At 41.8% G+C, this 24,662-nt stretch carries 26 protein-coding genes; 14 read left to right on the forward strand and 12 right to left on the reverse strand.

The window, feature by feature from the left end; genetic code table 11:
- The first annotated feature begins 27 nt into the window (after positions 1-27).
- Both topA and KKZ03_RS02425 read left to right on the forward strand, forming a co-directional pair.
- Positions 28-2,352 carry a type I DNA topoisomerase gene (gene topA / locus KKZ03_RS02420; protein ID WP_243219812.1) on the forward strand — a complete coding sequence of 775 codons (2,325 nt, stop codon included), beginning with the start codon at positions 28-30 and terminating at the stop codon, positions 2,350-2,352.
- Between the two features lie 244 nt (positions 2,353-2,596).
- The gene (locus KKZ03_RS02425) at positions 2,597-3,586 is read left to right on the forward strand and encodes a serine/threonine protein kinase (RefSeq protein ID WP_243219813.1); all 990 of its coding nucleotides are present in this window, start codon (positions 2,597-2,599) and stop codon (positions 3,584-3,586) included.
- An 80-nt stretch (positions 3,587-3,666) separates the two neighbouring features.
- Here the strand turns inward: KKZ03_RS02425 and rnhB are convergent, their stop codons facing one another.
- The 7 genes from rnhB to efp all read right to left on the reverse strand — a co-directional run bounded on the left by rnhB (position 3,667) and on the right by efp (position 10,143).
- Positions 3,667-4,278, reverse strand: a complete 612-nt coding sequence (rnhB, locus tag KKZ03_RS02430) for a ribonuclease HII (protein WP_243219814.1) — start codon at positions 4,276-4,278, stop codon at positions 3,667-3,669.
- 38 nt (positions 4,279-4,316) lie between these two features.
- Positions 4,317-5,093, reverse strand: a complete 777-nt coding sequence (lpxA, locus tag KKZ03_RS02435) for an acyl-ACP--UDP-N-acetylglucosamine O-acyltransferase (protein ID WP_305852392.1) — start codon at positions 5,091-5,093, stop codon at positions 4,317-4,319.
- Positions 5,090-5,533, reverse strand: coding sequence for a 3-hydroxyacyl-ACP dehydratase FabZ (fabZ, locus tag KKZ03_RS02440; RefSeq protein WP_243219816.1), 444 nt, complete (start codon positions 5,531-5,533; stop codon positions 5,090-5,092). Before fabZ ends, lpxA begins: the two co-directional genes overlap by 4 nt.
- 56 nt (positions 5,534-5,589) lie before the next feature.
- Positions 5,590-6,090 carry an OmpH family outer membrane protein gene (locus KKZ03_RS02445; protein ID WP_243219817.1) on the reverse strand — a complete coding sequence of 167 codons (501 nt, stop codon included), beginning with the start codon at positions 6,088-6,090 and terminating at the stop codon, positions 5,590-5,592.
- 97 nt (positions 6,091-6,187) lie between these two features.
- Complete coding sequence (bamA, locus tag KKZ03_RS02450; RefSeq protein ID WP_243219818.1) at positions 6,188-8,515, reverse strand: outer membrane protein assembly factor BamA; 2,328 nt, start codon at positions 8,513-8,515, stop codon at positions 6,188-6,190.
- A 78-nt stretch (positions 8,516-8,593) separates the two neighbouring features.
- Complete coding sequence (gene epmA, locus KKZ03_RS02455) at positions 8,594-9,574, reverse strand: EF-P lysine aminoacylase EpmA (protein ID WP_243219819.1); 981 nt, start codon at positions 9,572-9,574, stop codon at positions 8,594-8,596.
- On the reverse strand, positions 9,574-10,143 hold the full coding sequence (efp, locus tag KKZ03_RS02460; protein WP_243219820.1) for an elongation factor P: 570 nt from the start codon (positions 10,141-10,143) through the stop codon (positions 9,574-9,576). Before efp ends, epmA begins: the two co-directional genes overlap by 1 nt.
- Positions 10,144-10,227: 84 nt before the next feature.
- Here efp and epmB point away from each other — a divergent pair, with 84 nt between their 5' ends.
- Complete coding sequence (epmB, locus tag KKZ03_RS02465; RefSeq protein ID WP_243219821.1) at positions 10,228-11,238, forward strand: EF-P beta-lysylation protein EpmB; 1,011 nt, start codon at positions 10,228-10,230, stop codon at positions 11,236-11,238.
- Between the two features lie 117 nt (positions 11,239-11,355).
- Entirely contained in the window at positions 11,356-12,420 is a 1,065-nt protein-coding gene (gene corA, locus KKZ03_RS02470) for a magnesium/cobalt transporter CorA (protein ID WP_243219822.1), read from the forward strand.
- A gap of 122 nt (positions 12,421-12,542) precedes the next feature.
- Here corA and KKZ03_RS02475 read toward each other — a convergent pair whose 3' ends face one another.
- Positions 12,543-13,094, reverse strand: a complete 552-nt coding sequence (locus KKZ03_RS02475; RefSeq protein WP_243219823.1) for an RNA pyrophosphohydrolase — start codon at positions 13,092-13,094, stop codon at positions 12,543-12,545.
- A gap of 158 nt (positions 13,095-13,252) precedes the next feature.
- Here KKZ03_RS02475 and KKZ03_RS02480 point away from each other — a divergent pair, with 158 nt between their 5' ends.
- The 8 genes from KKZ03_RS02480 (at position 13,253) to KKZ03_RS02515 (ending at position 19,505) form a co-directional block, all read left to right on the forward strand.
- The gene (locus tag KKZ03_RS02480; protein ID WP_243219824.1) at positions 13,253-13,939 is read left to right on the forward strand and encodes an HAD family phosphatase; all 687 of its coding nucleotides are present in this window, start codon (positions 13,253-13,255) and stop codon (positions 13,937-13,939) included.
- A 220-nt stretch (positions 13,940-14,159) separates the two neighbouring features.
- Entirely contained in the window at positions 14,160-14,336 is a 177-nt protein-coding gene (locus KKZ03_RS21950) for a lipoprotein (RefSeq protein ID WP_371744799.1), read from the forward strand.
- A 3-nt stretch (positions 14,337-14,339) separates the two neighbouring features.
- Positions 14,340-15,587: a diaminopimelate decarboxylase gene (gene lysA / locus KKZ03_RS02490; RefSeq protein ID WP_243219825.1), complete on the forward strand. Its 1,248-nt coding sequence runs from the start codon at positions 14,340-14,342 to the stop codon at positions 15,585-15,587.
- A gap of 58 nt (positions 15,588-15,645) precedes the next feature.
- On the forward strand, positions 15,646-16,473 hold the full coding sequence (dapF, locus tag KKZ03_RS02495; protein ID WP_371744800.1) for a diaminopimelate epimerase: 828 nt from the start codon (positions 15,646-15,648) through the stop codon (positions 16,471-16,473).
- The gene (locus tag KKZ03_RS02500; protein ID WP_243219826.1) at positions 16,470-17,165 is read left to right on the forward strand and encodes a DUF484 family protein; all 696 of its coding nucleotides are present in this window, start codon (positions 16,470-16,472) and stop codon (positions 17,163-17,165) included. Before dapF ends, KKZ03_RS02500 begins: the two co-directional genes overlap by 4 nt.
- The gene (gene xerC, locus KKZ03_RS02505; RefSeq protein ID WP_243219829.1) at positions 17,155-18,090 is read left to right on the forward strand and encodes a tyrosine recombinase XerC; all 936 of its coding nucleotides are present in this window, start codon (positions 17,155-17,157) and stop codon (positions 18,088-18,090) included. The genes KKZ03_RS02500 and xerC overlap by 11 nt, the downstream gene beginning before the upstream one ends.
- 84 nt (positions 18,091-18,174) lie before the next feature.
- Positions 18,175-19,197 (forward strand): DUF2333 family protein, encoded by a 1,023-nt coding sequence (locus KKZ03_RS02510; protein ID WP_243219831.1) that lies wholly within the window; start codon positions 18,175-18,177, stop codon positions 19,195-19,197.
- A gap of 8 nt (positions 19,198-19,205) precedes the next feature.
- Positions 19,206-19,505, forward strand: a complete 300-nt coding sequence (locus tag KKZ03_RS02515; protein ID WP_243219832.1) for a DUF4389 domain-containing protein — start codon at positions 19,206-19,208, stop codon at positions 19,503-19,505.
- 74 nt (positions 19,506-19,579) lie between these two features.
- On the opposite strand, the gene yjgA is transcribed toward KKZ03_RS02515, so the two are convergent.
- Both yjgA and KKZ03_RS02525 read right to left on the reverse strand, forming a co-directional pair.
- A complete protein-coding gene (yjgA, locus tag KKZ03_RS02520; protein WP_243219834.1) occupies positions 19,580-20,266 on the reverse strand; it encodes a ribosome biogenesis factor YjgA in 687 nt (228 codons plus the stop codon).
- A gap of 206 nt (positions 20,267-20,472) precedes the next feature.
- On the reverse strand, positions 20,473-20,988 hold the full coding sequence (locus tag KKZ03_RS02525; RefSeq protein ID WP_243219836.1) for a DNA-deoxyinosine glycosylase: 516 nt from the start codon (positions 20,986-20,988) through the stop codon (positions 20,473-20,475).
- 89 nt (positions 20,989-21,077) lie between these two features.
- On the opposite strand from KKZ03_RS02525, the gene rdgC reads away from it, so the two are divergent.
- Positions 21,078-21,986 (forward strand): recombination-associated protein RdgC, encoded by a 909-nt coding sequence (rdgC, locus tag KKZ03_RS02530; RefSeq protein WP_243219838.1) that lies wholly within the window; start codon positions 21,078-21,080, stop codon positions 21,984-21,986.
- Positions 21,987-22,040: 54 nt separating this feature from the next.
- Here rdgC and KKZ03_RS02535 read toward each other — a convergent pair whose 3' ends face one another.
- The gene (locus KKZ03_RS02535) at positions 22,041-22,319 is read right to left on the reverse strand and encodes an Lpp/OprI family alanine-zipper lipoprotein (protein WP_243219839.1); all 279 of its coding nucleotides are present in this window, start codon (positions 22,317-22,319) and stop codon (positions 22,041-22,043) included.
- 84 nt (positions 22,320-22,403) lie between these two features.
- Positions 22,404-22,946 (reverse strand): murein L,D-transpeptidase family protein, encoded by a 543-nt coding sequence (locus KKZ03_RS02540; protein WP_243219842.1) that lies wholly within the window; start codon positions 22,944-22,946, stop codon positions 22,404-22,406.
- 73 nt (positions 22,947-23,019) lie between these two features.
- Here KKZ03_RS02540 and KKZ03_RS02545 point away from each other — a divergent pair, with 73 nt between their 5' ends.
- Complete coding sequence (locus KKZ03_RS02545) at positions 23,020-24,654, forward strand: alpha-D-glucose phosphate-specific phosphoglucomutase (RefSeq protein WP_243219843.1); 1,635 nt, start codon at positions 23,020-23,022, stop codon at positions 24,652-24,654.
- Positions 24,655-24,662: the final 8 nt, after the last annotated feature.

The following is a 24,662-nucleotide window of genomic DNA, read 5'->3' on the forward strand; positions in this document are numbered from 1 at the left end:
CCTTTCACCTTGAACATTGAACCTTAAATGAGTAAAAATCTTGTCATTGTAGAATCTCCTGCAAAAGCAAAAACTATCGAGAAATATTTAGGTAAAGACTTTCAGGTTTTAGCCTCTTATGGACACGTCCGCGACCTTATTCCAAAAGAAGGTGCCGTTGACCCTACCCATGATTTTGCCATGAAATATGAAGTCATTGATCGCAATCAGCGTCATGTTCAGGCTATCAGCAAAGCACTTAAAGCCGCAGACACTTTATATCTGGCAACCGATCCTGATAGAGAAGGCGAAGCTATTTCCTGGCATTTGCTTGAACTGCTGAGAGAAAAGAAATTACTCAAAGAAAAACCGGTACATCGCGTAGTCTTTCATGAAATCACTAAAAAAGCCGTCACTGAAGCCATTGCCAATCCGGAAAAGTTGGACATCAATTTAATTAACGCCCAACAAGCGCGACGAGCGTTGGATTATCTGGTTGGCTTTAATTTGTCACCGTTATTATGGAAAAAAATCCGCCGTGGCCTTTCAGCCGGACGCGTACAAAGCCCTGCCTTACGGATGATAGTTGAACGTGAGTTGGAAATTGAAGCCTTCAAAAACCGTGAATACTGGACTATTGATGCTGCATTGACAGCGCATGAACAAAATTTTAAGGCCAAACTAACCCAGTTTGCTGGTGAAAAACTGACTCAATTCAGTATTACCGATGAAGCCTTGGCAGAAAAGACCAAGCAGGCACTACTAACAACAGCCGATGGCCAGTTACTGGTAGCCAAACTGGAAAAGAAACAGCAAAAACGCAACCCTGCGCCGCCTTTTATAACCTCGACTTTGCAACAGGAAGCCTCAAGAAAACTGGGCTTTACCACTAAACGCACCATGATAGTTGCCCAACAACTGTATGAAGGTATTGATATAGGTGGCGAAACCGAAGGCCTGATTACCTATATGCGTACCGATTCGGTTAACTTGTCAGTAGAAGCCGTAGAAGAAATGCGTACGCTGATTGCAGAAAAATATGGCGCTGATAATGTACCTAAAGAACCCAGACTGTTCAAAACCAAATCAAAAAACGCCCAAGAAGCACATGAGGCCATACGCCCCACTTACCCAAGACATTTACCGAGTCAGATAAAGGATCACCTCAGCATTGAACAATACAAGCTGTACGATCTAATCTGGAAGCGCACCATAGCCTGCCAAATGATTCATGCAACGCTTAATATGGTCGCTGTTGATTTAACCTGTGGTGACGGCCAACATAGCTTCAGAGCAACAGGTTCTACCATTGCCATCCCTGGATTTATGGCAGTTTATCTGGAAGGCAAAGATGACAGCAAAGAAAGTGATGATAAGGAAAGCTTTTTACCACCACTTGAAGAAGGCCGGCCAGTCACTCTCAACGATATTATTGCCGCTCAACATTTTACTGAGCCACCACCACGTTATGGCGAAGCCAGTCTGGTAAAATCGCTTGAAGAACACGGCATAGGTCGGCCTTCAACGTACGCCTCCATTATTTCCACCCTGCAAAACCGCGAATATGTCACTCTGGACAGTAAACGTTTTTATCCTACCGATGTAGGCAGAATTGTTAATAAGTTTTTGACTGAGCACTTTACGAAATACGTTGATTATGATTTTACCGCTAATTTAGAAGATGAGTTAGACGCTGTTTCCCGGGGTGAAAAAGACTGGATTCCATTAATGCATGAATTCTGGAAGCCTTTTCATACAACCGTTCAGGAAAAAGATGCCAGCGTTCAGCGTAAAGATGTTACCCAAGAAGCGATTGATGAAAAATGTCCGACCTGTGACAGCCCATTATCCATCCGTCTGGGTAGAAATGGTCGATTTATAGGCTGCACCAATTATCCTGAATGTTCCTATACCCGTAATTTGAATGATGATGCGGGCGCTTCCGATGAACCGGAAACAGTAGAAGGCAGAACCTGCCCTGATTGCGATTCGCCGTTAATTTTTAAAACAGGTCGCTATGGTAAATTCATCGGTTGCAGCGCTTATCCAACTTGTCGACATATTGAACCCTTGGAAAAGCCTGCCGATACCGGTGTCGAATGTCCTCAATGCAGTAAAGGCTCGATACTTAAACGCAAATCACGCAATGGAAAAATATTTTACTCCTGCTCGGGCTACCCAAAATGTAACTACGCACTTTGGAACATGCCGGTTAATGAGCCCTGTCCGCAATGTAGCTGGCCTATTTTGACAGTAAAAGAAACCAAAAGACATGGTGTTGAAAAAGTCTGCCCACAAAAAGAATGCAGCTATGCCACTCCTTATGAAGGCGACCCTGCCGATGCTCAGGGCCCTAAAGAAGTAGTCGATTAAATGACCTTATAAAAACCTGTCCACGAAAGACACGAAAATATTTAACAGCGCCACATGTCTTTAGATGACTAACCATATAGATAAATATTGGCAGCAAGGTAAGTTATTTATTTTTTCGTTCTTTTCGAGTATTTCGTGGACAAAATGCTCTTTCTTGGCTCTGGCATTATTTATTTCCGGGTTTTTCTTGGCTTATTAGTCAATCTGACTGACTTTATTGCGTATTCAAGGTTACAATAACCTGATGAATACTCAACTCACGCCTTTTTCAGCACTAACTCCCGATATCATTTTAAGCGCGATGGATAGTGTGGGCTTGCCTGGTGACGGGCGATTGCTAGCACTTAACAGCTATGAAAACCGTGTTTATCAGGTTGGCATAGAGAATGCGCCGATGGTTGTCACCAAATTTTATCGGCCCAACCGCTGGACAACCGCTGCCATCCTTGAAGAGCATGTATTTATTCAGGAATTGGCAGAAAATGAAATACCTGTAGTACCACCTTTACTATTCAACGATAAACAGACGCTCAATGAAATCGAGGGCTTTCGATTTTCCGTATTCCCCAAACAAGGCGGACGCGTACCTGAAATTGAAGGCCGTGAAAAACTGGAATGGATGGGACGTTTTATTGGCCGTATTCATGCTGTTGGCGCGTTAAAACCTTTTAAAGAACGCCCAGCGCTAAATATTACCAATTTTGGCGACGAACCTAGCGCTTACCTGCTAACTCATGATTTTATTCCAGCAGATCTACTCAATGCTTATAGTAGCGTTAACGCTTATGCGCTGGACTCGGTAAGACGATGTTTTGAACGCGCCGGCAAGGTAAACAGCCTAAGACTGCATGGTGACTGCTATCCAGGCAATATTTTATGGACCGATGACGGGCCTCATTTCGTTGATTTTGATGACAGCCGAATGGGACCTGCGATACAGGATTTGTGGATGTTACTTTCAGGGGACCGTGCCGAGATGACTCTGCAACTCAACTATCTACTGACTGGCTATCAAACTTTTTACGATTTTAATACCAGCGAATTACATCTACTGGAAGCCCTGCGTACTTTACGCTTGATCCATTATTCTGCCTGGATTGCCAAACGCTGGGATGATCCTGCATTTCCTATGGCCTTCCCCTGGTTTAATACTCCCCGTTACTGGCAAGATCGTATTATTGAACTGCGCGAACAAATTGCATTAATGGATGAAGAACCACTAAGGTCAAGTTGAAATAATTTTATCACCACGAAGACACGAAGAAAAAAAACTTCGTGTCTTCGTGTCTTCGTGGTGATAAGCTTTTAACTAGATTACCCAACTAACTTTTGCTGAAGTATCATGGTTCTGACAGGATTAAATGTTTTCCTGTGTATTGATAAAAAACCAAATTGCTCAAGCTCTTTCAAATGCTGTTTGGTGCCGTAGCCTTTATGCCGATGAAATGAATAATCAGGATATTGTTGGTAATAGTCAACCATGATTTTATCACGTTCAACTTTTGCCAGAATGGAAGCGGCACTGATCGCCTTAACTTTACTATCACCTTTAATAATAGCCTGAGCAGGAATAAGTAGTTTGGGGAGGCAATTACCGTCGACTAAAACTTGATCAGGCACAATTGCCAGACCATTTACCGCTCGCTGCATGGCAAGCAAGGTTGCCTGTAGAATGTTTAGCTCATCAATCTCTTCAACACTGGCCATTCCCACCGACCAACTTAAAGCATCTGCCTTAATGATTTCAAAAAGACTGTCGCGTTTTCGCTCACTGAGTACTTTGGAGTCAGCCAAGCTATCAATGTACTTTAGCGGATCAAGAATAACGGCTGCTGCGACTACAGGACCTGCAAGCGGTCCACGACCGGCCTCATCGACACCGGCAACCAGAAAATCGGGGGGCATTTGAATCAAGTCGTCATCCATAGCAACAATTCCACATAAAATAGCTTTAACAGTAAAACCTAGCGCAATATTCCTCTATGTACATTACGCAAAAAATTAATCATATCAGCTAATTGCTTACTGTCACTAGCCAACTCTTCCATTTTCTCTATGGCATCTTCGAGACGTAAATTCATTTTATAGATTATCTTATAAGCATTTCTAATTAATCTGATATCTTCGGCGGATACGTTATTACGTTCCATACCCACTGAATTTATACCATGTGGCCGGGTAGGTTTGCCACCCACCATAACAAAAGGCGGAATATCTTGGGTGATTGCACTACCCATAGCTGCAAAACTGTATTGCCCTATTTGGGTAAACTGATGTACGAGAGTAAATCCGCCCAGAATGGCATGATCATTCAAATGCACATGCCCGGCTAATGATGCGCCATTAGCCATGATGACATTATCACCAATAATACAATCATGAGCGACATGGGTGTAAGCCATAAACAGATTATCACTGCCTATTTTGGTAACACCATTATCTTGTTGGGTTCCTCTGTGCATGGAAGTAAATTCCCGGATGGTGTTTCTGTCACCAATTTCAAGCCGGGTAATCTCAGACGCATATTTTTTGTCTTGTGGATCTTCACCGATTGATGTGAATTGATAGATACGGTTATCCTTCCCAATGGAAGTTGGTCCCTTAATAACAACATGAGGACCGATGACCGTACCGGCATCAATTTTTACCTCCGCACCGATGACAGAAAAAGCGCCAACGGATACATCATCGGCCAATTCAGCATGGCTATCAATTATGGCTGTTGGATCAATCAAAATTATTCTACCACCGCGGCACATCTGATCTCGGCACTTGCGACAAATTCGCCATCAACTTCCGCACGGCATTCAAATGCCCAGATATTACGCCTGCTTTTAACAAATCTTGCTTCCAACATTAATTGATCTCCGGGCACAACCGGCCTTTTAAACTTGGCTTTATCAATACCCACCAAATAATAGATCATACCTTTCAATTCAGCCCCCGCAGTTTCTGAAGCCAATAGACCCGTCGTTTGAGCCAAAGCCTCCAAAATCAAAACACCCGGCATAATGGGTTTTTGTGGAAAATGACCCTGAAAAAAGGGTTCGTTATAAGTGACATTTTTCACTCCTAACAGCCTGATACCAGGCTCACACTCAATCACTTTGTCAACCAATAGAAAAGGGTATCGATGTGGCAAGAATGCTTGTATTTGTAAAATATCTAACTTGATAGACATGATTTAGAGTGCTTTATAATAGAGGTTAGTAGTGTACTTGAATAGTAGTGAATCATTTACTCAGGCATTGTTGACAGTTTTTTCTGAACTTGGGCAGTAATATCAAACTGGTCTTTAGCGTAGATAACACCATCAGTCAGCAGCAAATCATATTCATCATCTTTAGCTATGTTTCGAACGGCTTCAACGATGCGACGTTGCAATTTACCCAACTCTTCATTACGGCTGGCATTAAAATCCTCGCTAAATTCCTGCTGAGATCTTTTTGCATCCCTTTTCTTATTGATAATGTCTTTTTCAAGATTATTTTTCTCGGAATCACTCATTACTGAAGCATCCTTGGCCAGTTTTTCTTCCATGCCCTGAATTTCTTTTTGTTGAGTAACCAATTGTTTGTCTCTTGGTGAAAATTTTTGTTCCAAACGTTTTTTGGCTTTTTCAGCTTGAGGCGCTTTTTCAAGAACAGCAGGTATGTTGACAAAACCAATTTTTAAATCTGCAAAACTGGCATTTGCAAAAAACATCAGCCCTAAAAATAAAGAAATTTTTGTTTTCATTGTTAAATCTATCTCCGGTTATAGTTAAAGTAAAGTGTGAGTAAAAATAATATTTCGTAAATTATAGGGGATAAGCCTGTTAAACCAAAACAACTTATCAGAAATTCTGACCAAAATTGAATTGAAAGAACTGTGTTTGATCATTTGCAGTGATATCGTTAGCGGGTGCACCAGGAGCGGCATTATTATAGGTATACGTTCCTTTATTCAAGGGATATGCCGCACTCACCGATAACGCACCGAATGGCGACAACCACTCACCGGAAATACCTGCAGAATATTTCAGATTATTGATGCTAAAACTATCATTCAATGAACCCGCGTCAAAAAATGTTCCCAATCTGATCGACTTGGTTTCCGCCATAAAAGGTACCGGAAAAAACAACTCTGCATTAGCCATTATTTTAGTCGTGCCACCGAGCGGGTAACCATTAGAATCCCTGGGTCCCAGCGTATTATTTTTAAAGCCACGTATTGATCCGGTACCGCCGGCGAAATAATTTTCAAAGAAAGGTAAGGCGTTGGTATTTCCATAACCTCCGCCATAACCGACTTCTCCATTCAACTTGAAGGTAAAATCCTTGGCTAAAGGAAAATAATGTTGATGCCGATAACCTATTTTATAATATTCCAGATCACTACCGGGAACCGTTATTAAGCCGGATAATCTTTGCTGCCCGCCTTTATTGGGAAACAAAGCCCTGTTAAGTGTATCGTGAGACCAACTCACGGACTGACCAAGGGTAAAAAATTTGTCACCTTGCTCGGCAATAAAGTTTTTAATTTCATTGGAAGAGTAATAAGTGGTTCCCAAGGTAGTGTGCTTTACATCGGTATCAAAGCGTAACTGATCGAATTCATTTAAGGGAATGCCAAAGTTAATACCGGCATTCGCAATATTGGTATTGTAGTTGGCAATATTGATGGCTCCGGCATTTCGCTTGGTATAGCCCAGATTATAACCCTGACTAACGCCATCCGTTGTAAAATAAGGATTAAAAAAGCCAAACTGATAACTGGTCAAATAAGAGCTGTTATTAAACGCTATGTTGACCCGCTTACCCGAACCAAAGATATTATCCTGAGCAATATTGGCATTTAATACTATCCCTTGAACTTGGGAAAAACCGACACCCGCCGACAAATTACCTGAAGCCTTCTCCACTACCTTGTAATTAACATCAATCTGATCAGAAGTACCTACCACCGGTGGCGTTTCTACATTGACTGTTTCAAAATAACCCAACCGTTCAAGACGTGTTTTTGAGCGTTCAATTTTAGAACTCGATGCCCAACTGGCTTCCATTTGACGCATTTCTCGGCGCAGCACTTCATCACGGGTTTTAGTGTTACCACTCATATTAATTTGGTGAACATAAACACGCTTGCCAGGATCAACAAAAAAAGTCATATCTACTGTTTTTTGGCTTTCGTTAATTTCAGGCACCATATTAACGTTGGCAAAAGCATAACCCTCATCACCCAAACGATCCTGAATGGCCTTTGAGGTTTCAGTTGCACTTTTTCTGGAGAATATCTCGGTTGGCCCGATGCTAACCAGTTTAATTAATTCATCAGGTGCTACCACCAAATTACCGGCCAACTTTACCTTGGACAGCTTGTAAACGTCACCCTCTTTGATGTTAATAGTGACGTATATATCTTTTTTATCCGGCGTGATGGCTACCTGAGTAGATTCAACTGCAAAATTAACATAACCGCGATCCAGATAATAAGACCTAAGAGTCTCTAAATCGCCAGCTAACTTTTGTTTGGAATACTGATCATCCTTCGTGTAAAAAGATAATAAATTGGACGTGCTTAGTTCAAATTTCCCTATCAGGGTTTTATCATCAAAAGCATTATTACCAACTACATTAATCTGCTTGATTTTGGTAACCCTACCCTCAGAAATTTTAATATGGATACCGACACGATTCCTTGTCAAATTCGACACATCTGTTTTAATTTTTAAGCCATATTTACCATGACTCAAGTATTGGCGTGTTAATTCCTGCTCCACCTTGTCAAGAACTTGCCTGTCAAATATTTTACCTTCAGCCAAACCAATTTTATCCAAGGCCTTGGTCAGATCATCTTTACTCAGATCTTTATTGCCTTCAAAAATTATTTTTGCTATGGATGGACGCTCCACTACCTTGACAATTAACGTTGAACCTTCTCTTTCCAAAGTCACATCTTTAAAAAAACCTGTCTTAAACAAGGCCTTAATGGCTGGTGAAACATTATCCAAAGAAAACTTTTCGCCGACATTAACGGGAAGATAGTTGTAAACAGTACCTAAAGAGATGCGTTGCAGACCTTTGACCTGAATATCCTTAACAACGAATTCTTCATCACCTTTAACCCCCTGCGACACAAGCAGACCCAACAATAATAAGCGAGAAAAAGTATTTGATTTCATGTAGGTGGCTAAAAATAAAACAATATGGTCAGAACAATTAAAAACGCGGCATTATAACACAGTAAATCTTGAACAGGCTTAAGCCCTGTCTACAGGGAAATTAAGTACCTCATTAATCGTCGTACTGTTGGTCATTAACATCAGTAAACGATCCAAACCTATAGCCATGCCGGAACATTCAGGCAACCCCGCTTCCAACGCAGCAACAAGATGCTTGTCCTTAACGGTAACAGGACGCTTTCTTTGCTCCCTGACAACAATTTCTTCATCGAATCGTCGGCTTTGTTCTTGCGAATCGATTAATTCATAATAACCATTACCTAATTCAATGCCATTGATAAAAATCTCGACTCGATCGGTAACTTGCGGGTTGCATTCATTAACACGTGCTAATGACGACTGGCAGGACGGATAATCATAAACCATACACACAGCATTTTCACCCAAGTTTGGCTGAACCTGATGACTAAAAATAAAATCCAGCCATAGTCCATGGTCAATGCCACAGATATCGACCGCTTCAGGCAGATCATTACACCGTGCATAAGCACAGTAATCCTGATAAGAAAATTCTAAAGAATTTAAACCCGTATAAATTTGAAATGCTTCCTGATAACTAAATCGTTGTGTCGGACTTAAAACTTTACGGCCCGCAAACAAAACAGCCAATAACTCGGCAATTTCATCCATTAATTGAGGCAAGGTAAAGCCAACCTGATACCATTCCAACATGGTAAATTCAGGATTATGAAAGCGTCCTGATTCACCATTCCTGAATGCTTTGCCAATTTGATAGATAGACCCACTACCGGCAGCAAGCAAGCGTTTCATGGCAAACTCAGGCGATGTTTGTAAAAACAAGGCCTGTTGTAGTGGGGCTAAACAAAAATCAGTCGTAAAAAAGTCTAATTGTGGATCTGTTCCACAGCTATTACCCAGCAATGGCGTCTCTACTTCAAGCACCGCTCTTGCTGAAAAAAACTGCCGTATATCGTTAAGTACTTGCGCTCTTAAGCGCAATAACTCTATGGAGCAAGTTGGCCGCCACTCATTTGGCACTATTCTTTCACACGTGAAATATACTCACCGGTGCGGGTATCAACCTTAATGACCTCACCTTGCTGCACGAATAACGGCACTCTAACTACCGCACCAGTCTCCAAAACAGCAGGCTTGCCACCACCACCAGAAGTGTCTCCACGCACACCCGGATCAGTTTCAACTATCGCTAACTCAACAAAATTGGGCGGTGATACCGCTAAAGGTGCGTCATTCCATAAAGTAACAGTACAAGAATCCTGATCTTTAAGCCATTTACTGGTATCACCAATGGATTTTTCATCACATTGATACTGCTCAAACGTATCCGGCACCATAAAGTGTCTAAACTCGCCATCGTTATACAGATATTGCATCGCAACATCAACTACATCAGCGCCTTCAAGAGAGTCACCTGATTTAAAAGTTCTCTCAATCACTCGCCCTGTTTTAAGGTTTCTGATTTTGACCCGATTAAAGGCCTGACCCTTACCCGGCTTTACAAATTCATTTTCAATAATTGCGCAGGGGTCATTATCCAACATAACTTTTAATCCGGCTTTAAATTCATTGGTACTATAACTGGCCATTTTATCCTCAAGATGACAAACAATGTAAAACATAATCATTATAATAGAGGCAACAATCGATAGAAACTTTAAATAACTACTTTCATGCCAGAAGACCTTAACGAAACCCTGCACTTTACTAAAAACTGGCAACAACAACTAGCCGAAGCCTTTAATGATATTGAGGGCTTATGCCATTACCTGCGCTTATCAGTTAATGACTTACCTGTTTCAGTTGCTGCTGCCGAAAACTTCCCGTTACGGGTTCCCTTAAGCTTTGCTGCCAGCATGCAAAAAGGTAATCCGAATGATCCTTTATTACGGCAAGTATTGCCGATTAAAAACGAATTATTTGCATACCCCGGGTTTAGCAATGATCCGGTGGGTGATCTTGCCTCTACGACTCAAACCGGTGTTTTACACAAATATCATGGCCGGGTTTTATTTATCAACACCGGCAGTTGTGCCATTAACTGCCGATATTGTTTCCGCCGCAACTTCCCTTATGCCGATCTTCAACTAAGTAAACAGAATGAAAATGCCGGAATTCAGTATATTCAAGATAACCCTGATATCTCGGAAGTTATTTTAAGCGGGGGCGACCCGTTGTTACTAAGTGATACAAGATTAGCAAAACTTGTTACTCAATTAAACGCCATCCCGCATTTAAAACGTATCCGGATACACACACGCTTACCTATCGTTTTACCGGCACGAATAACCGATGGCCTCATTAACACCTTAACTCAAAGCACCAAACAAATGGTAATAGTCGTGCACTGCAACCATGCCAATGAAATAAGCCCGCGCGTCATTACTGCCTTTAAGCTACTGAGAAATAGAGGCATTACCTTATTTAATCAGTCAGTCTTGTTAAAAGACGTTAACGATAACGTAGCTGTTCTATGCGAATTGAGTGAACAACTTTTCGGTCAAGGCATTATCCCTTATTATCTACACCTACTCGATAAAGCTACTGGAACCGGACATTTTGAAGTCTCTGAGACGGTAGCAATAGATCTTATCAAGCAGGTACAAGCCACCCTACCCGGTTACCTTGTACCAAAATTGGTTACAGAACAGGCAGGAGCGCTATCCAAACAAACCATTCTATAAATCTGGGCAGCATACCATGCCTGCGATATATTGTTAACAATACTGGTTTTGGCTCGCGTGGCCACTCCTTCAGCTTTTAACTCCGGACAAATAACCCGATCAAAACAAGGATAACCCATGTCTAAATCACTTAGCTTCTCTTCTGAAAAATCAGGCTTGCCACCCGGATCGCTAGTGCATGTTGGCGAAGTCCATGCGCATGAGCATAAAATTTCTGTGGTAAATTACAATAAATCGACTTTAACAAGACACACTGTCAAGTCTATCGAAGAACTTCTACCCTACAAAACAACCGATACCATAACATGGGTAATTGTTGACGGCTTAAAAGATGTTTCCATTATTGATGCCATAGGCCACTATTTTGATATACATTCATTAGTGCTCGAAGATATTCTCAATACCCATCAGCGGCCAAAATTTGAGGAATTTAATGATTATCTGTATATCGTTATTAAAGCAATTACCTTAAGTAACAAAAACTTTAACATCGGCTATGAACAAATCAGCTTATTGATATTAAATAACTTCGTATTTACTTTTATAGAAAAACCTAACGAACTATTTAATCCCATTCTAAATCGCCTTGATAACGATAAAAGTCAAATCAGAAACCTGGGCACTGATTATCTTGCCTATCTTATTATGGATACCGTTGTTGATGAATATTTTGCCGTACAAGATACCTTTGATAATCTGATCGAATCCGTTGAGGAGACATTACTATCTAATCCGTCATCAGCAACCTTGGCAGCCATCCAGAAAATCAAGCGTGAATTAATTTTTTTACGCCGGTCAGTATCGCCTCTACGTGAATTATTGGCAGGCATTCAACGCAGTGAATCGCTCTTAATCAATGAAAAAACGCGACGTTATTTCAGTGATGTTTATGATCACGCCATACGTATTATTGAAGCGATAGAATCTTATCGCGATTTAATCTCGGGTATGCTGGATATTTATTTATCCAGTGTCAGTAATAAAATGAATGAAACCATGAAAGTTCTTACCGTGTTTGCCTCAATATTTATTCCATTAACTTTTATCGCGGGCGTTTATGGTATGAACTTTGAATATATGCCGGAATTAAAATGGCGGTGGAGCTATCCGGTATTGTGGATTTTTTTTATTAGTGTCTCGGTGTTTTTGCTGCGCTTTTTTAAAAAGAAGAAATGGCTTTAGATACCATGCTCCCATTTAACAATCAGCCTTTGTAGCAAGATAAAATCCGGGATTATCTCGCTACCCGAAAAGTTGGTTCTGTATTAATTAGATGCACAGGTTATTGCAACTCACCAGGAGGATTATTTTGACCTTGAACCCTTCACTTTGAAACCCTTATGGTCTTTTGCCAAATAACTGACCGCACTAACCGGCACAGATTCTGTCGCCAGAATAGCGCCCAGCTCAATCATGGCTTTTTGATAAACCTTACGTTTGAAATACACGACATCATTAAGCGGCTCCCAATAATCGACCCAGCGCCAGCTATCAAACTCCGGCTTGGCACAATGATCAAAACGTACCGTTGAGTCCGCTGTTATCAGCCTCAACATATACCAGATTTGCTTTTGGCCTATACATAAAGGCATGGAACTCTTTCTGATATAACGCTCGGGCAACTGATACCTTAACCAATAGCGCGTGCGCCCTAATACTTGTACATGCTGCTGCTGCAGCCCTGTTTCTTCCCACAATTCTCGATACATCGCTGCTTCAGGGTCTTCGTTATCATTTATTCCGCCTTGCGGAAACTGCCATGCGTTCACGCCCATTCGTTTTGCCCAAAACACGCGACCCTCGTCATTGCAAAGGATGATTCCGACATTAGGTCGGTATCCTTTAGAGTCTATCATGTTAAAACCTGCATCTTTTACCCGCCCTATATCTTAATCTTGCTAACTGGTAGAATTACAAGAATAGGTCAGGTTGTTTATAATAACGCCATTGTTCCATAAAAAAACCCTACATGCCAGAGAGCATAGCCCTTTTAATTACTTCAGACAGGTTTAACGTGAGTTTAGCAATTTTTGATTTAGATAATACCCTGATAGCCGATGACAGCGATTACTTATGGGGACAGTTTCTTGTTGACCAAGGCGTAGTGGATAAAAATTACTACGAAAGCGCCAATATCAAATTTTATGATGACTATAAACAAGGCACGCTGGATATTATTGAGTTTCTGCGCTTTTCATTGCACCCATTAGCCAATAATGATCCTGAGCAACTATACCAATGGCGGAGGCAATTTATACAAGACATTATCACACCGATATTATTAAAACCCGCACAAGAACTGATCGCCAAACATAAAGACAGGGGCGATACGTTACTGGTTATTACCGCAACCAACCGCTTTGTTACCGAGCCTATCGTCAAACTTTATGGCATTGACAATTTATTGGCAACAACGCCTGAATTTGTCGATGGCAGGTATACCGGTCGCTTTAATGGCATTCCGTGTTTTCAGGAAGGCAAAGTCAAACTATTGGAAGAATGGTTAAAAACCTCAGACGAAACCATGCAGGATAGCTGGTTTTATAGTGACTCGCATAACGACCTGCCATTACTTAAATGGGTCGATAATCCTGTTGCCGTTGATCCTGATGAAAAACTAACCGCATTTGCCAAGGCGGCTGATTGGCCTATCATCAGCTTAAGACAGGGAAAGTGTCCATCCGAACATTTTCATAAGTAATTGGTAAAGGTTTATACATTTATCCCATTGCTCACAATAATGAACCGACATCCGTTAAGGCATCGCAAGAATTTATAATCGCAGACTTGATTCATATTTGTCTATTTTAAGTTAATTTCAATTCAAATACTGTCATCGCTTTCTAAAGCAAGGTCATTCATACTATTATGTAATTCGTTTTTGCTACAGGGTGGCCAACAATGATTTATGATGAAGCCTTATGAAAACCAGTCAATTTTTCCTCTTTTTAGTCGCGTGTTCAGCTTTAACAGGCTGCGGGCAAATAGGACCACTTTATCTGCCAGGCACGGACTCACCTGTTTATGTGCCACCTGAGTCAAAAGTTGAGCCTGAACCTGAATTAAAACCAGAACCTAAACCCGAAGAAAACAAGTAAATCATGGATTATTTTAATTACCGAAACAATGAGCTTTACGCCGAAGATGTCCCTGTGCAGGATATTATTTCCAAATACGGTAGCCCTTGTTATATTTATTCCAGAGCCACGTTAGAAAGGCACTGGAAAGCTTTTGATCTGGCGTTCGGCAATCAGGCACATTTAATCTGCTATGCCGTAAAAGCAAATTCCAATATTGCCTTGCTTAATCTGCTTGCCCGTTTGGGCTCAGGTTTTGATATTGTTTCGCTAGGTGAACTGCAACGCGTCATTGCTGCTGGCGGCGATGCCGGAAAAATTGTTTTTTCAGGCGTTGGTAAACGTGAAGATGAGATTTTGGCGGCACTAAAAATCGGCATACGCTGTTTTAATATTGAAGTCAGCGATGAACTGGATCGAATTAACCGTCTCGCAGAACAATTAGGGGTTATTGCACCCGTGTCTTTTCGGGTCAATCCTGATGTTGATGCCAAAACGCATCCATATATTTCTACCGGCTTAAAAGAAAATAAATTTGGTATCGATATTGAACAGGCATTAGCCCAATATCGCCGCGCAGCGACTATGCCAAACATCAATATTATTGGTATAGACTGTCATATAGGCTCACAACTGACTGAAACACGGCCATTTCTGGATGCTCTGGATAAAATCCTTGACCTGGTTTCTACCCTGAAAGCCGACGGCATTCATCTGCATCACCTGGATTTGGGCGGCGGACTCGGTATCCGTTACAACGAAGAACAACCACCCGAACCTGCTGATTATATAAAAGCAGTTTTAGAGCGCCTCGGGAAAACCGATTTTGAAATTTTACTGGAACCTGGTCGGGCCATTGTTGGTAATGCAGGCATTTTAGTGACTCAGGTTGAATACCTGAAGCCCACCGCGCATAAAAACTTTGCTATCGTTGATGCTGCCATGAATGATTTGGTACGCCCATCGCTTTATAGCGCCTGGCAGGAAATTATTCCAGTCAATCAGCAAAGTAACGCACCCGAGCAAGTGTGGGATATAGTCGGGCCAGTCTGTGAAACCGGTGATTTTTTAGGTAAAGACCGTAACCTTAAGTTATCTCAAGGAGATTTGTTGGCAATACGCTCATCGGGGGCTTATGGTTTTTCCATGAGTTCCAATTACAACTCCAGACCACGCGTCGCTGAATTAATGGTCGATGGCGATCAGGTTTATTTAGCCAGGGAAAGAGAAAGTATTGCACAGCTGTGGGCTGGCGAGCAGTTATTACCCTGAGCACACGCATCAGGTAAAGCCAACCCGATAACAAATTACACAAGATGAAAAACACCTCATGATTAACTTCACTAAAATGCACGGTCTAGGCAATGATTTTGTGGTCATTGACGCGATCAATCAACAAATATCCTTAACGCCTGAACAAATCCGGCTCCTGTCTGATCGCCATTTCGGCATTGGCTTTGACCAACTATTACTGGTCGAGAAACCAGCCAATGATAATGCCGATTTTAAATACCGGATTTTTAACGCGGACGGTAGTGAAGTCGCGCAATGTGGTAATGGCGCGCGCTGCTTTGCGCGTTTTGTGCGCGATAAAAAGCTGTCTGATAAAAATGAAATACGCGTTGATACCAACTCAGGTCAATTGCTGCTACGTTTTAATGATAATGGCCTGATAACTGTCAATATGGGCATTCCAAAACATAAGCCTGCTGAAATTCCCATGCTTGTAGAGTACGAATCTTTTGCTTATAGCGTCTGTGTTAACGCAATGGAAGCAACTTTTGGTGCTGTTTCCATGGGTAATCCACATGCAGTTATTCAGGTCAGTGATGTTAAAAATGCCCCCTTAGCTGAGTTGGGCCAAGCTTTGGAAAGCCATGCTGTTTTTCCTGAACGTGCCAATATAGGCTTTATGCAGATCATTGATCGGAAGCGTATTAAGCTCCGCGTTTATGAACGAGGTGCAGCTGAAACCCTGGCTTGCGGCAGCGGTGCTTGTGCCGCTGTCGTTATCGGTATTGAGCAGAATCTCCTGGATCAGGATGTCTGTGTTGAACTACCCGGTGGAGAGCTAACCATTAACTGGTCAGGCCGTAATGAGCCAGTGTTGATGACTGGACCTGCTATTTCTGTTTTTGATGGAAGCATTAAGCTATGAATGAAAAAAAAACAAGGCTCAGTACCGCTCAAATTGAAGACTATTTACAACATCACCCAGACTTCTTCCATGAGCATTTAAGCTTACTTGAAAAAATGAGCGTTCCCCATCCCAGCGGAACGGCAATCTCCCTGATTTCAAAACAGCTGGAGCTGTTCAGAAGCAAACATTATGAAATGGAAAGCCAGCTTAATGCGCTGATAGAAATAGCCCGTGACAACGATACTTCTTTTATTCGCATGCATAAGCTCACATTGGCTTTACTCGATACATCAACATTGAAACAAGCCATCGCCAATCTTGATAATGTCCTGGCCGATTACTTTCTAACCGACTTTGTCGCTGTACGTATCATTAAACAATGTCCTGAATCAGCTGTTGCCAATTTATTCATCGAACCTGGAAGCGAAGATCTGCAACCATTTCTTAAAATACTTGCCAGTAACCAACCAATATGCGGCCGACCGACTTTGAGGCAGGCAAAAGTTCTATTTGGTGATGCCGCTCTGGAAGTAAAGTCTTGCGCCATTATCCCCATGAATTTTACCGAACTTGACGGTATTCTGGCGATAGGTAGTCGTGAAGAAGAGCGCTTTCAATACAGCATGGGTAATCTGTTCTTAACCCAAATGAGCGAGATCATCGGCACCCGATTGATTTCATTATTACGGCAGAGCTCCAATGCATGCTGACGCACAGCAAATGCTGACTGACTTTTTTGAGCAACTGACCGTTGAGAAACGTGCCTCTGAACACACCGTTAAAAGTTATCAACGAGATATTAAGCGCTTAACCAACTATTGCACCGACAAATCAATACCTCAATGGGCTGATCTAAAGCAAAGTGATATCCGCTCGCATATAGCCGGTCGTCATCGGCAAGGTCTTGGTAGTACCAGCTTGCAACGGGAACTATCAGCAATTCGCAGCTTTTATAACTTTCTGTTAAAAAGAGGCCTTGCCGACAGCAATCCTGCACAATATGTTAAAGCACCCAAGCAGGCCAGAAAACTGCCAAAGACTCTGGATGTAGATCAGATAACCGGCCTACTGGAAGCTGGTACAAACTCGGCGCTGGAAATCCGTGACGTAGCCATGTTTGAATTATTTTATTCTTCAGGTTTACGGCTTGGCGAACTTGCCGCGCTTAACCTGACAGATATTGATCTGGCTGATAAGTCGTTGATGGTTCGCTTGGGTAAAGGCGGTAAATCAAGGCTATTACCTATAGGCAATAAAGCCGTTACTGCCATTAACAACTGGTTGGAACAACGCTTAAAAAACGTTGCAGCGGCAGAGCCTGCTTTATTTATATCAATACGAGGAACCCGACTAGGCCAACGTAGTATCGAGTTAAGACTGGATCAATGGTGCAAAAAAAAAGGCATTGCCGAACATATACACCCGCATATGCTGAGACACTCGTTTGCCAGTCATCTACTCGAATCCAGCCAGGATTTAAGAGCCGTTCAGGAACTACTTGGACACAGCAATATAAGTACGACACAAATATATACCCATCTTGACTTTCAACATCTGGCAGATGTTTATGATAAGGCACATCCGAGAGCAAAAAAAAACCCGAATAGCGACTGGCTTCCCAAGCAAAACATTTAAAAACCTGCTAACATGCCAGCTATTTTTTATACAATAGCAATCTGTTGCATAAAAACACATACCCTCTTTAACAGGATACCGCAAATGGCAGCAAGTGAAACACTGGACGATATAAAATCTAAAGGGATACTCTGGGGCTTTGGTGTTCTTACCCTCACAGTAGTGGTCGTTCTCGTTATTTTGGGCGCATGGTGGGGAAGCGAACCCGGGCAATTCAATATACAGGATGAAGCGCTTAAGAGAGCAAAAGAAACCAACACCTCAGAAATGCCCGTTGGCTATACCTATACCAACACACTGGCTCATATTGCTGAAGTATTGCTACATAAAAGCGGTGGTTACATCACAAATGATGTCGCACCTCCCGGCGTATTTCTCGACAATATTTCCAACTGGGAATATGGTGCGCTGGTGATGTTACGCGATGCCACAACCGCCTTAAGAAATCATTTTGCCAGAGATCAGTCACAATCTGCCGAAGATCCGGATTTAGCCATAGCAGAACCTTATTTTTATTACGAGCATAACTCGTGGGCTTTGCCATCAACTGAAGCTGAATATCAAAAAGGCATTGATTCCCTGCATAAGTATATGTTGCGCCTGCAAAAATACGGCGGCCCGGTAAAAAAAGCACAATTTTATTCCAGAGCCGATAATCTTTGGCAGTACACTGAGGTTGTGATAAAACGTCTGGGCGGCCTTTCTACTCGTCTGAGCGCGAACAGCTCCGGCGGCAACTATGGACCAGGATTAACCGAGCTTGAAAAACAAGCTGCTGATGAAAAAGGAACGCCGGTAACTACCGTAACATGGCTGGAAATTGACGATGTTTTCTATGAGGCTCGGGGCGCAAGCTGGGCTTTATTGCACATTCTAAGAGCCATAAAACATGACTTTGCTGACATTCTGTTGGATAAACGAGCCATGCGTACTGTTGATATTATGATTAAGGCCATGGAGAATGCCTTAACACCTGTTTTAAGCCCGATGATTTTAAATGGTAGTGGCTATGGCCTTTTTGCCAATTATTCCCTGTCAATGGCAAATTATATAGCGCGGGCAAATGCCGCAGCTCTTGATTTACGTGACATCATGAACCGAGGTTAATTAATACTATGGACGAACAAATCAACTATAACCTGAAACAACTTGGCACCTGGAAACGAATTTTCTTCATGGCAGTTTTTTCAGCTATCGGCGCCTTAGTCAGAATGATACTGTGGGCTGTTATTATATTGCAAGTCGCTTCGACCCTGCTAACCGGAAAAGCCAACCAAAATATTCTGAGCTTTGGACGTAATCTTTCGATTTATACTTACCATATATTACTGTTTTTAACTTTCAATACTGAAATACTACCGTTTCCTTTTTCCACCTGGAACCTGACTGCGGATCTTCAGCTGCCTGAAAAATAGGCATTAAAGTTAACGGCTAAAAGTGAAAAGCACAAAACAACTGTTTTACCATTTTCACCTTTAGCCCTACCCGTTTAACCGTGTTCTAAATCATCCTCATCTTCAAATCCGGCCTCATCATCAAACTCGATGTCATGCTCAAATCCGGCATGATCTTCAAACTCGGCACTCTCTTCAAATGCTGCGTAATCTTCAGGCTCAAGCTCGCCTTCAATTTTAAAGACATCTTTCAAGTATCGATATAATAATCGCGAAGATTTTGGCGGCGTACCTGCTTGAGTTTCTTTTTGAATGTTGCGTAATAGCTGCCTTAACTGCTGCCGATCCGCATCAGGCTGTTCATTGAGAAATTCCGTCAAGGCATTATTACCTCCAGCAATCAAACGGTCGCGCCAGCGCTCAACGATATGATGCTCTCTTACTGCATGAGCACTTTGGTTTTTCATCCGTGCCAATTTTTCCAAGATAGGATCTATATCTATCTTGTTTAACTGCCCGGTAATAAATTTTAGTAGCCGCTTTCTTGCACCTTTGTGCGGCATTCCAGAAACCTCCATAACTCCTTTATGGATATTGTCAGGAAGCTCAAGATATTTCACTTGAGCCGCCGACAATTCGGATAGCTCTTCACTTAATGCAAAAAGTACCGCCAACTCCTTTTTTATTTGAGTTTTATTGGGCCGAATAGCGTAATAAACTATTTCGCCCTTGCTGTTGTATTCATACTCATATTCTTGTTCTAGCTCTTGTTCTTCACGCATTTTATATCAAACCATTACCCAAAAAATAACACCACAAAACCCAAAGGCATCATTAAAATCACCCAAGTCGATTTTGCATTTTAGCTTTCTTATTGCCACTTTAATTCCAGAGCTCATCCAGAATATATCGGCAATACTATAGCGCCCAGTAACAAATTTTTCCAAGTAAAAAATACTTACCTGATTGTTACTCGGTAAAATAAAATTTATTTTACCACATGCTTTTTAATCACTTTCCATGCTTCTATCTTTTGCTCAAGACTTAATGCTGCATAAGCTGGACTGGTTGATGGCAGACACCGATATTCGAGGTAAGAAAAACGCTGATTTAAAGCAGGAATAATCTGCTTTCGGTATAATTTTTCAGCCATTTTCCCGTTAAAAAATATGTACTTAACATCTTTATATTCAGTGAAAAAACCAGCAAAATCATTAGCTATAACGGTCTCCAACGTTATATTTGCATCCAAACTTCCTTTTCGGCTACAGCTTTGCAAGACATCCCAAACCGCTATCCTGTTTTCGATTAACAGCTCTTTACGCCCTTGATAACAAAGCAGGGGATCCAAACTGAACAACGCACTCATAATTGGCCAGAAAGCGTTTCTGGCATGCCCGTAATACTGCTGCCTGAGCAATGAAGCCTCACTTGGCATACTGCCTAATATCAAGACCTTGGCATTACCTGAAACGATAGGGAAAAAACCACTTATAGTTGTCATAGTTTATTTTTTATAAAATTTACTTTATTTCTATACCTTCAAATTTGAGATAATGCTCAATCATTATTTTTACAGGATATCAGTTACTCATGTGGTTTAAAAATCTTAGTGTTTTTCGTCTTACAGAAGCTTTCACCTTGGCTCCAGAAGAGCTGGAACAAAAACTTGAACCACTGTCTTTTCGTTCCTGCGGCCTTCATGAGGAGTTTACTTTTGGCTGGACACCGCCTTTAGGCAAAACAGCACAGCAACTGGTGCATAACGCCAACGGCTTTATGATGCTATGTGTAAAAAAGGAAGAAAGAGTCCTGCCGTCTGCTGTCGTTAATGAATTAGTTCAGGAAAAAATTCTTGAACAAGAAGAGCTACAGTCGCGCAAATTATCCAAAAAAGAGCGAACTGAAATCAAAGATGAACTGATCTTTGATTTATTACCTAAGGCATTTACCTTTTCACGTAAAATATATGCTTATATTGATCCTAAAGGAGGCTGGTTAATTGTCGATGCGGCTTCCGCAAAAAGTGCCGAGGATTTACTCAGTTTATTACGTAAATCTTTGAGCTCATTACCTGCCATGCCTCTTAATACTATCGAAAAACCAAGCACCACCATGACCCAATGGCTGCTTAACAATGAAGCACCTGACGACATCACTATCGAAGATGAATGTGAATTGCGCTCACCAGAAGAGGCTGGTGGCATTATTCGCTGTAAGCGCCATGATTTATCGCTTCCCGAGATTAAAACTCACCTGGATACCGGTAAAGTAGTTATTAAGCTGGCAGTAAGCTGGGCAGACCGACTGTCATTTATTATTGATGAAAACCTGTCGGTTAAGCGATTGCGCTTTCTTGAATTAATTCAGGATCAAGTCGCTGATATTGAAACCGAAGATGAGGCGGCACAATTTGATGTCGACTTTTCAATTATGTCAGCAGAACTGGCAAACTTCCTGCCACGTTTGATAGAGTTGTTTGGCGGAGAAAATAAGGCATAAAAAAAAGCCCGGCGGTAAACCGCCGGGCTTTTTCTGCTCTAAAGCAATAATGATTTATTTCATCATTGATTTTTTGAACAAGTTGTCCAATTTGCTGTTAGTGTCTTGAGCATACTGAGCAGCACGGTTAGCAGCAGATTCTGCAGCAGATGCTTTAGCAGATGCGTCAGCAGCCGCACTTTGTGCACTTTGTGCATCAGATGATGCTTGAGCTACAGAAGTTTTCAAGCCGTCAATTTGTGATTGCAGACCTTCGATATCTGAATTAGTCGCACAACCAACAACCAAACTTGCAACCATTGCGATCATTGACAATTTCATTACTTTTTTCATATTATTTTCCTCAGTTAAAGTTATTACTACAAAAAAACATTATAGCTGGCGGGATTCTAGCACTGTTAGCTATATTTTCCAGCTTTATTTTATCTTAACCACTGTTCCGGTGTCGATCAATTGACTTAAATGATCAATCTGAGTGTTAGTCAAGGCAATACAACCATGAGTCCAATCAAACGCTTTATGAATTCTTGCATCCGCACGCCCAAGACCATGAATACCAATTTGTCCACCTAACGGCGTGTTTTGTGGTGGTATTTGATGAAATTGATGGGCAGTAATGATTCGTTCATAAGTTAATCGATCAATAACACCCTTTCCTAAGGCTTTTTCCGCGTCTTCTGCGGAAGGGTAATTTAACCCAAAAAACCGTCGAAAGCTACTTTTTTCACCAACCCAGCCTATTCTATAATTTCCAAAAGGCGTCACGTTATCGCCCCGACGACCCTTTAATCCAGCACCGCCGCGACCTATAGCAATCTCACTCAATATTTCAAGTGTTTGCTGACCTTTTTTTACCTCAATTTTTCGTGTGGTAGTATCGACTAAAAGCCACACATTGGGATCTGCATAAGCAGTAAAAGAAACTAAACTACAACACAGCAATAAATAAGTTCGCAACATATTAAAATTTACATTAAAAAAGGATTTTGGTGTACTTTATAAACCACATTAATTATCGCACTAAGGAGCCAACATGCAAATAGAAACTATCGCAACACAACCTTACAACGATCAGAATCCAGGCACATCAGGACTTCGAAAAAAAGTTAAAGTATTTCAGCAACCAGGGTATCTGGAAAACTTTGTTCAATCAATTTTCGACTCTTTAGAAGACTTTAGCGGAAAAACCCTGGTATTAGGTGGTGATGGCCGCTATTTTAACAGAGTGGCCATTCAAATCATTATTAAAATTGCAGCTGCCAATGGTTTTGGTGAATTGATTATTGGCCAGGGTGGATTACTGTCTACACCGGCAGCGTCGCATCTTATCAGAAAATACAATGCCTTTGGAGGACTTATTCTTTCTGCCAGCCATAATCCCGGCGGCCCGGATGAAGATTTTGGCATCAAATATAATGTTGGTAATGGCGGACCTGCCCCTGAAAAAGACACTAACGCATTCTATCAGCGCAGCCAAACCATCGACAGTTATAAAACAACTAACATCCAAGATGTGGATCTTGATAGCATAGGCTCTCAACAAATTGATGAGCTTAAAGTCACCATTATTGATCCGGTTACTGATTATGCCGAACTCATGCAATCAATTTTCGATTTTAACTTGCTTAAACAAAGCATTAGCTCTGGCTATATTACATTGCTATTTGATGCCATGAGCGCCATAACCGGACCTTATGCAAAAAGAATACTGGTAGACATACTGGGAGCTTCGCCAGAATCGGTGATTAATGCCGAACCGTTGGAAGATTTTGGCGGCCACCACCCTGATCCCAATTTGGCGCACGCACGCGAACTTGCCGAGCGCATGTTCAGCGCTGACGCCCCTACCTTTGGCGCAGCGTCTGATGGCGATGGTGACCGTAACATGATCACCGGCAGCAATATTTTCGTCACCCCCAGTGACAGTCTGGCTATTATGGCGGCCAATGCGCATTTAATTCCAGCTTATTGCAAAGGCTTAAGCGGAGTCGCAAGGTCCATGCCGACCAGTCAGGCAGTTGACCGCGTCGCAGCGAGTTACAACATACCCTGTTACGAAACGCCTACTGGCTGGAAATTTTTCGGCAATTTACTGGATGCCGGAAAAATAACCCTATGTGGCGAAGAAAGCTTTGGTACCGGCTCAAACCATGTGCGTGAAAAAGATGGTTTATGGGCGGTGCTTTTCTGGCTAAATTTAATTGCTGTTAAACGCCAGTCTGTTACAAATATTGTCCATGATCACTGGCAAAAATTCGGCAGAGACATTTATTGCCGCCACGACTATGAAGCTGTCGAGAGCCCGATTGCTAATGGTATTCTTGAACATTTACGCAGTCAATTAGCAACATTACCTGGCCAATTTTTTGGCGAATACATCGTTAACTATGCCGATGAATTCAGCTATGAAGATCCGATAGACGGTAGCATCAGTAATAAACAAGGTATACGCATCGGCTTTGAAAACGGCTCGCGGATTGTTTTTCGCTTATCCGGAACAGGAACAGTGGGTGCTACTTTAAGAATTTATATCGAACGATTTGAAGCGGATGCCACCAGACATAATCAAGATGCGCAAGAGGCATTAGGCGAGTTAATTCTGCTCGCCGAACAGTTTTGTGAAATTAAAAAACGGACCGGCAGAACAGAGCCTACTGTAACGACTTAAGCTTAACG

Source organism: Methylobacter sp. S3L5C (genome assembly GCF_022788635.1).
Taxonomy (GTDB): domain Bacteria; phylum Pseudomonadota; class Gammaproteobacteria; order Methylococcales; family Methylomonadaceae; genus Methylobacter_C.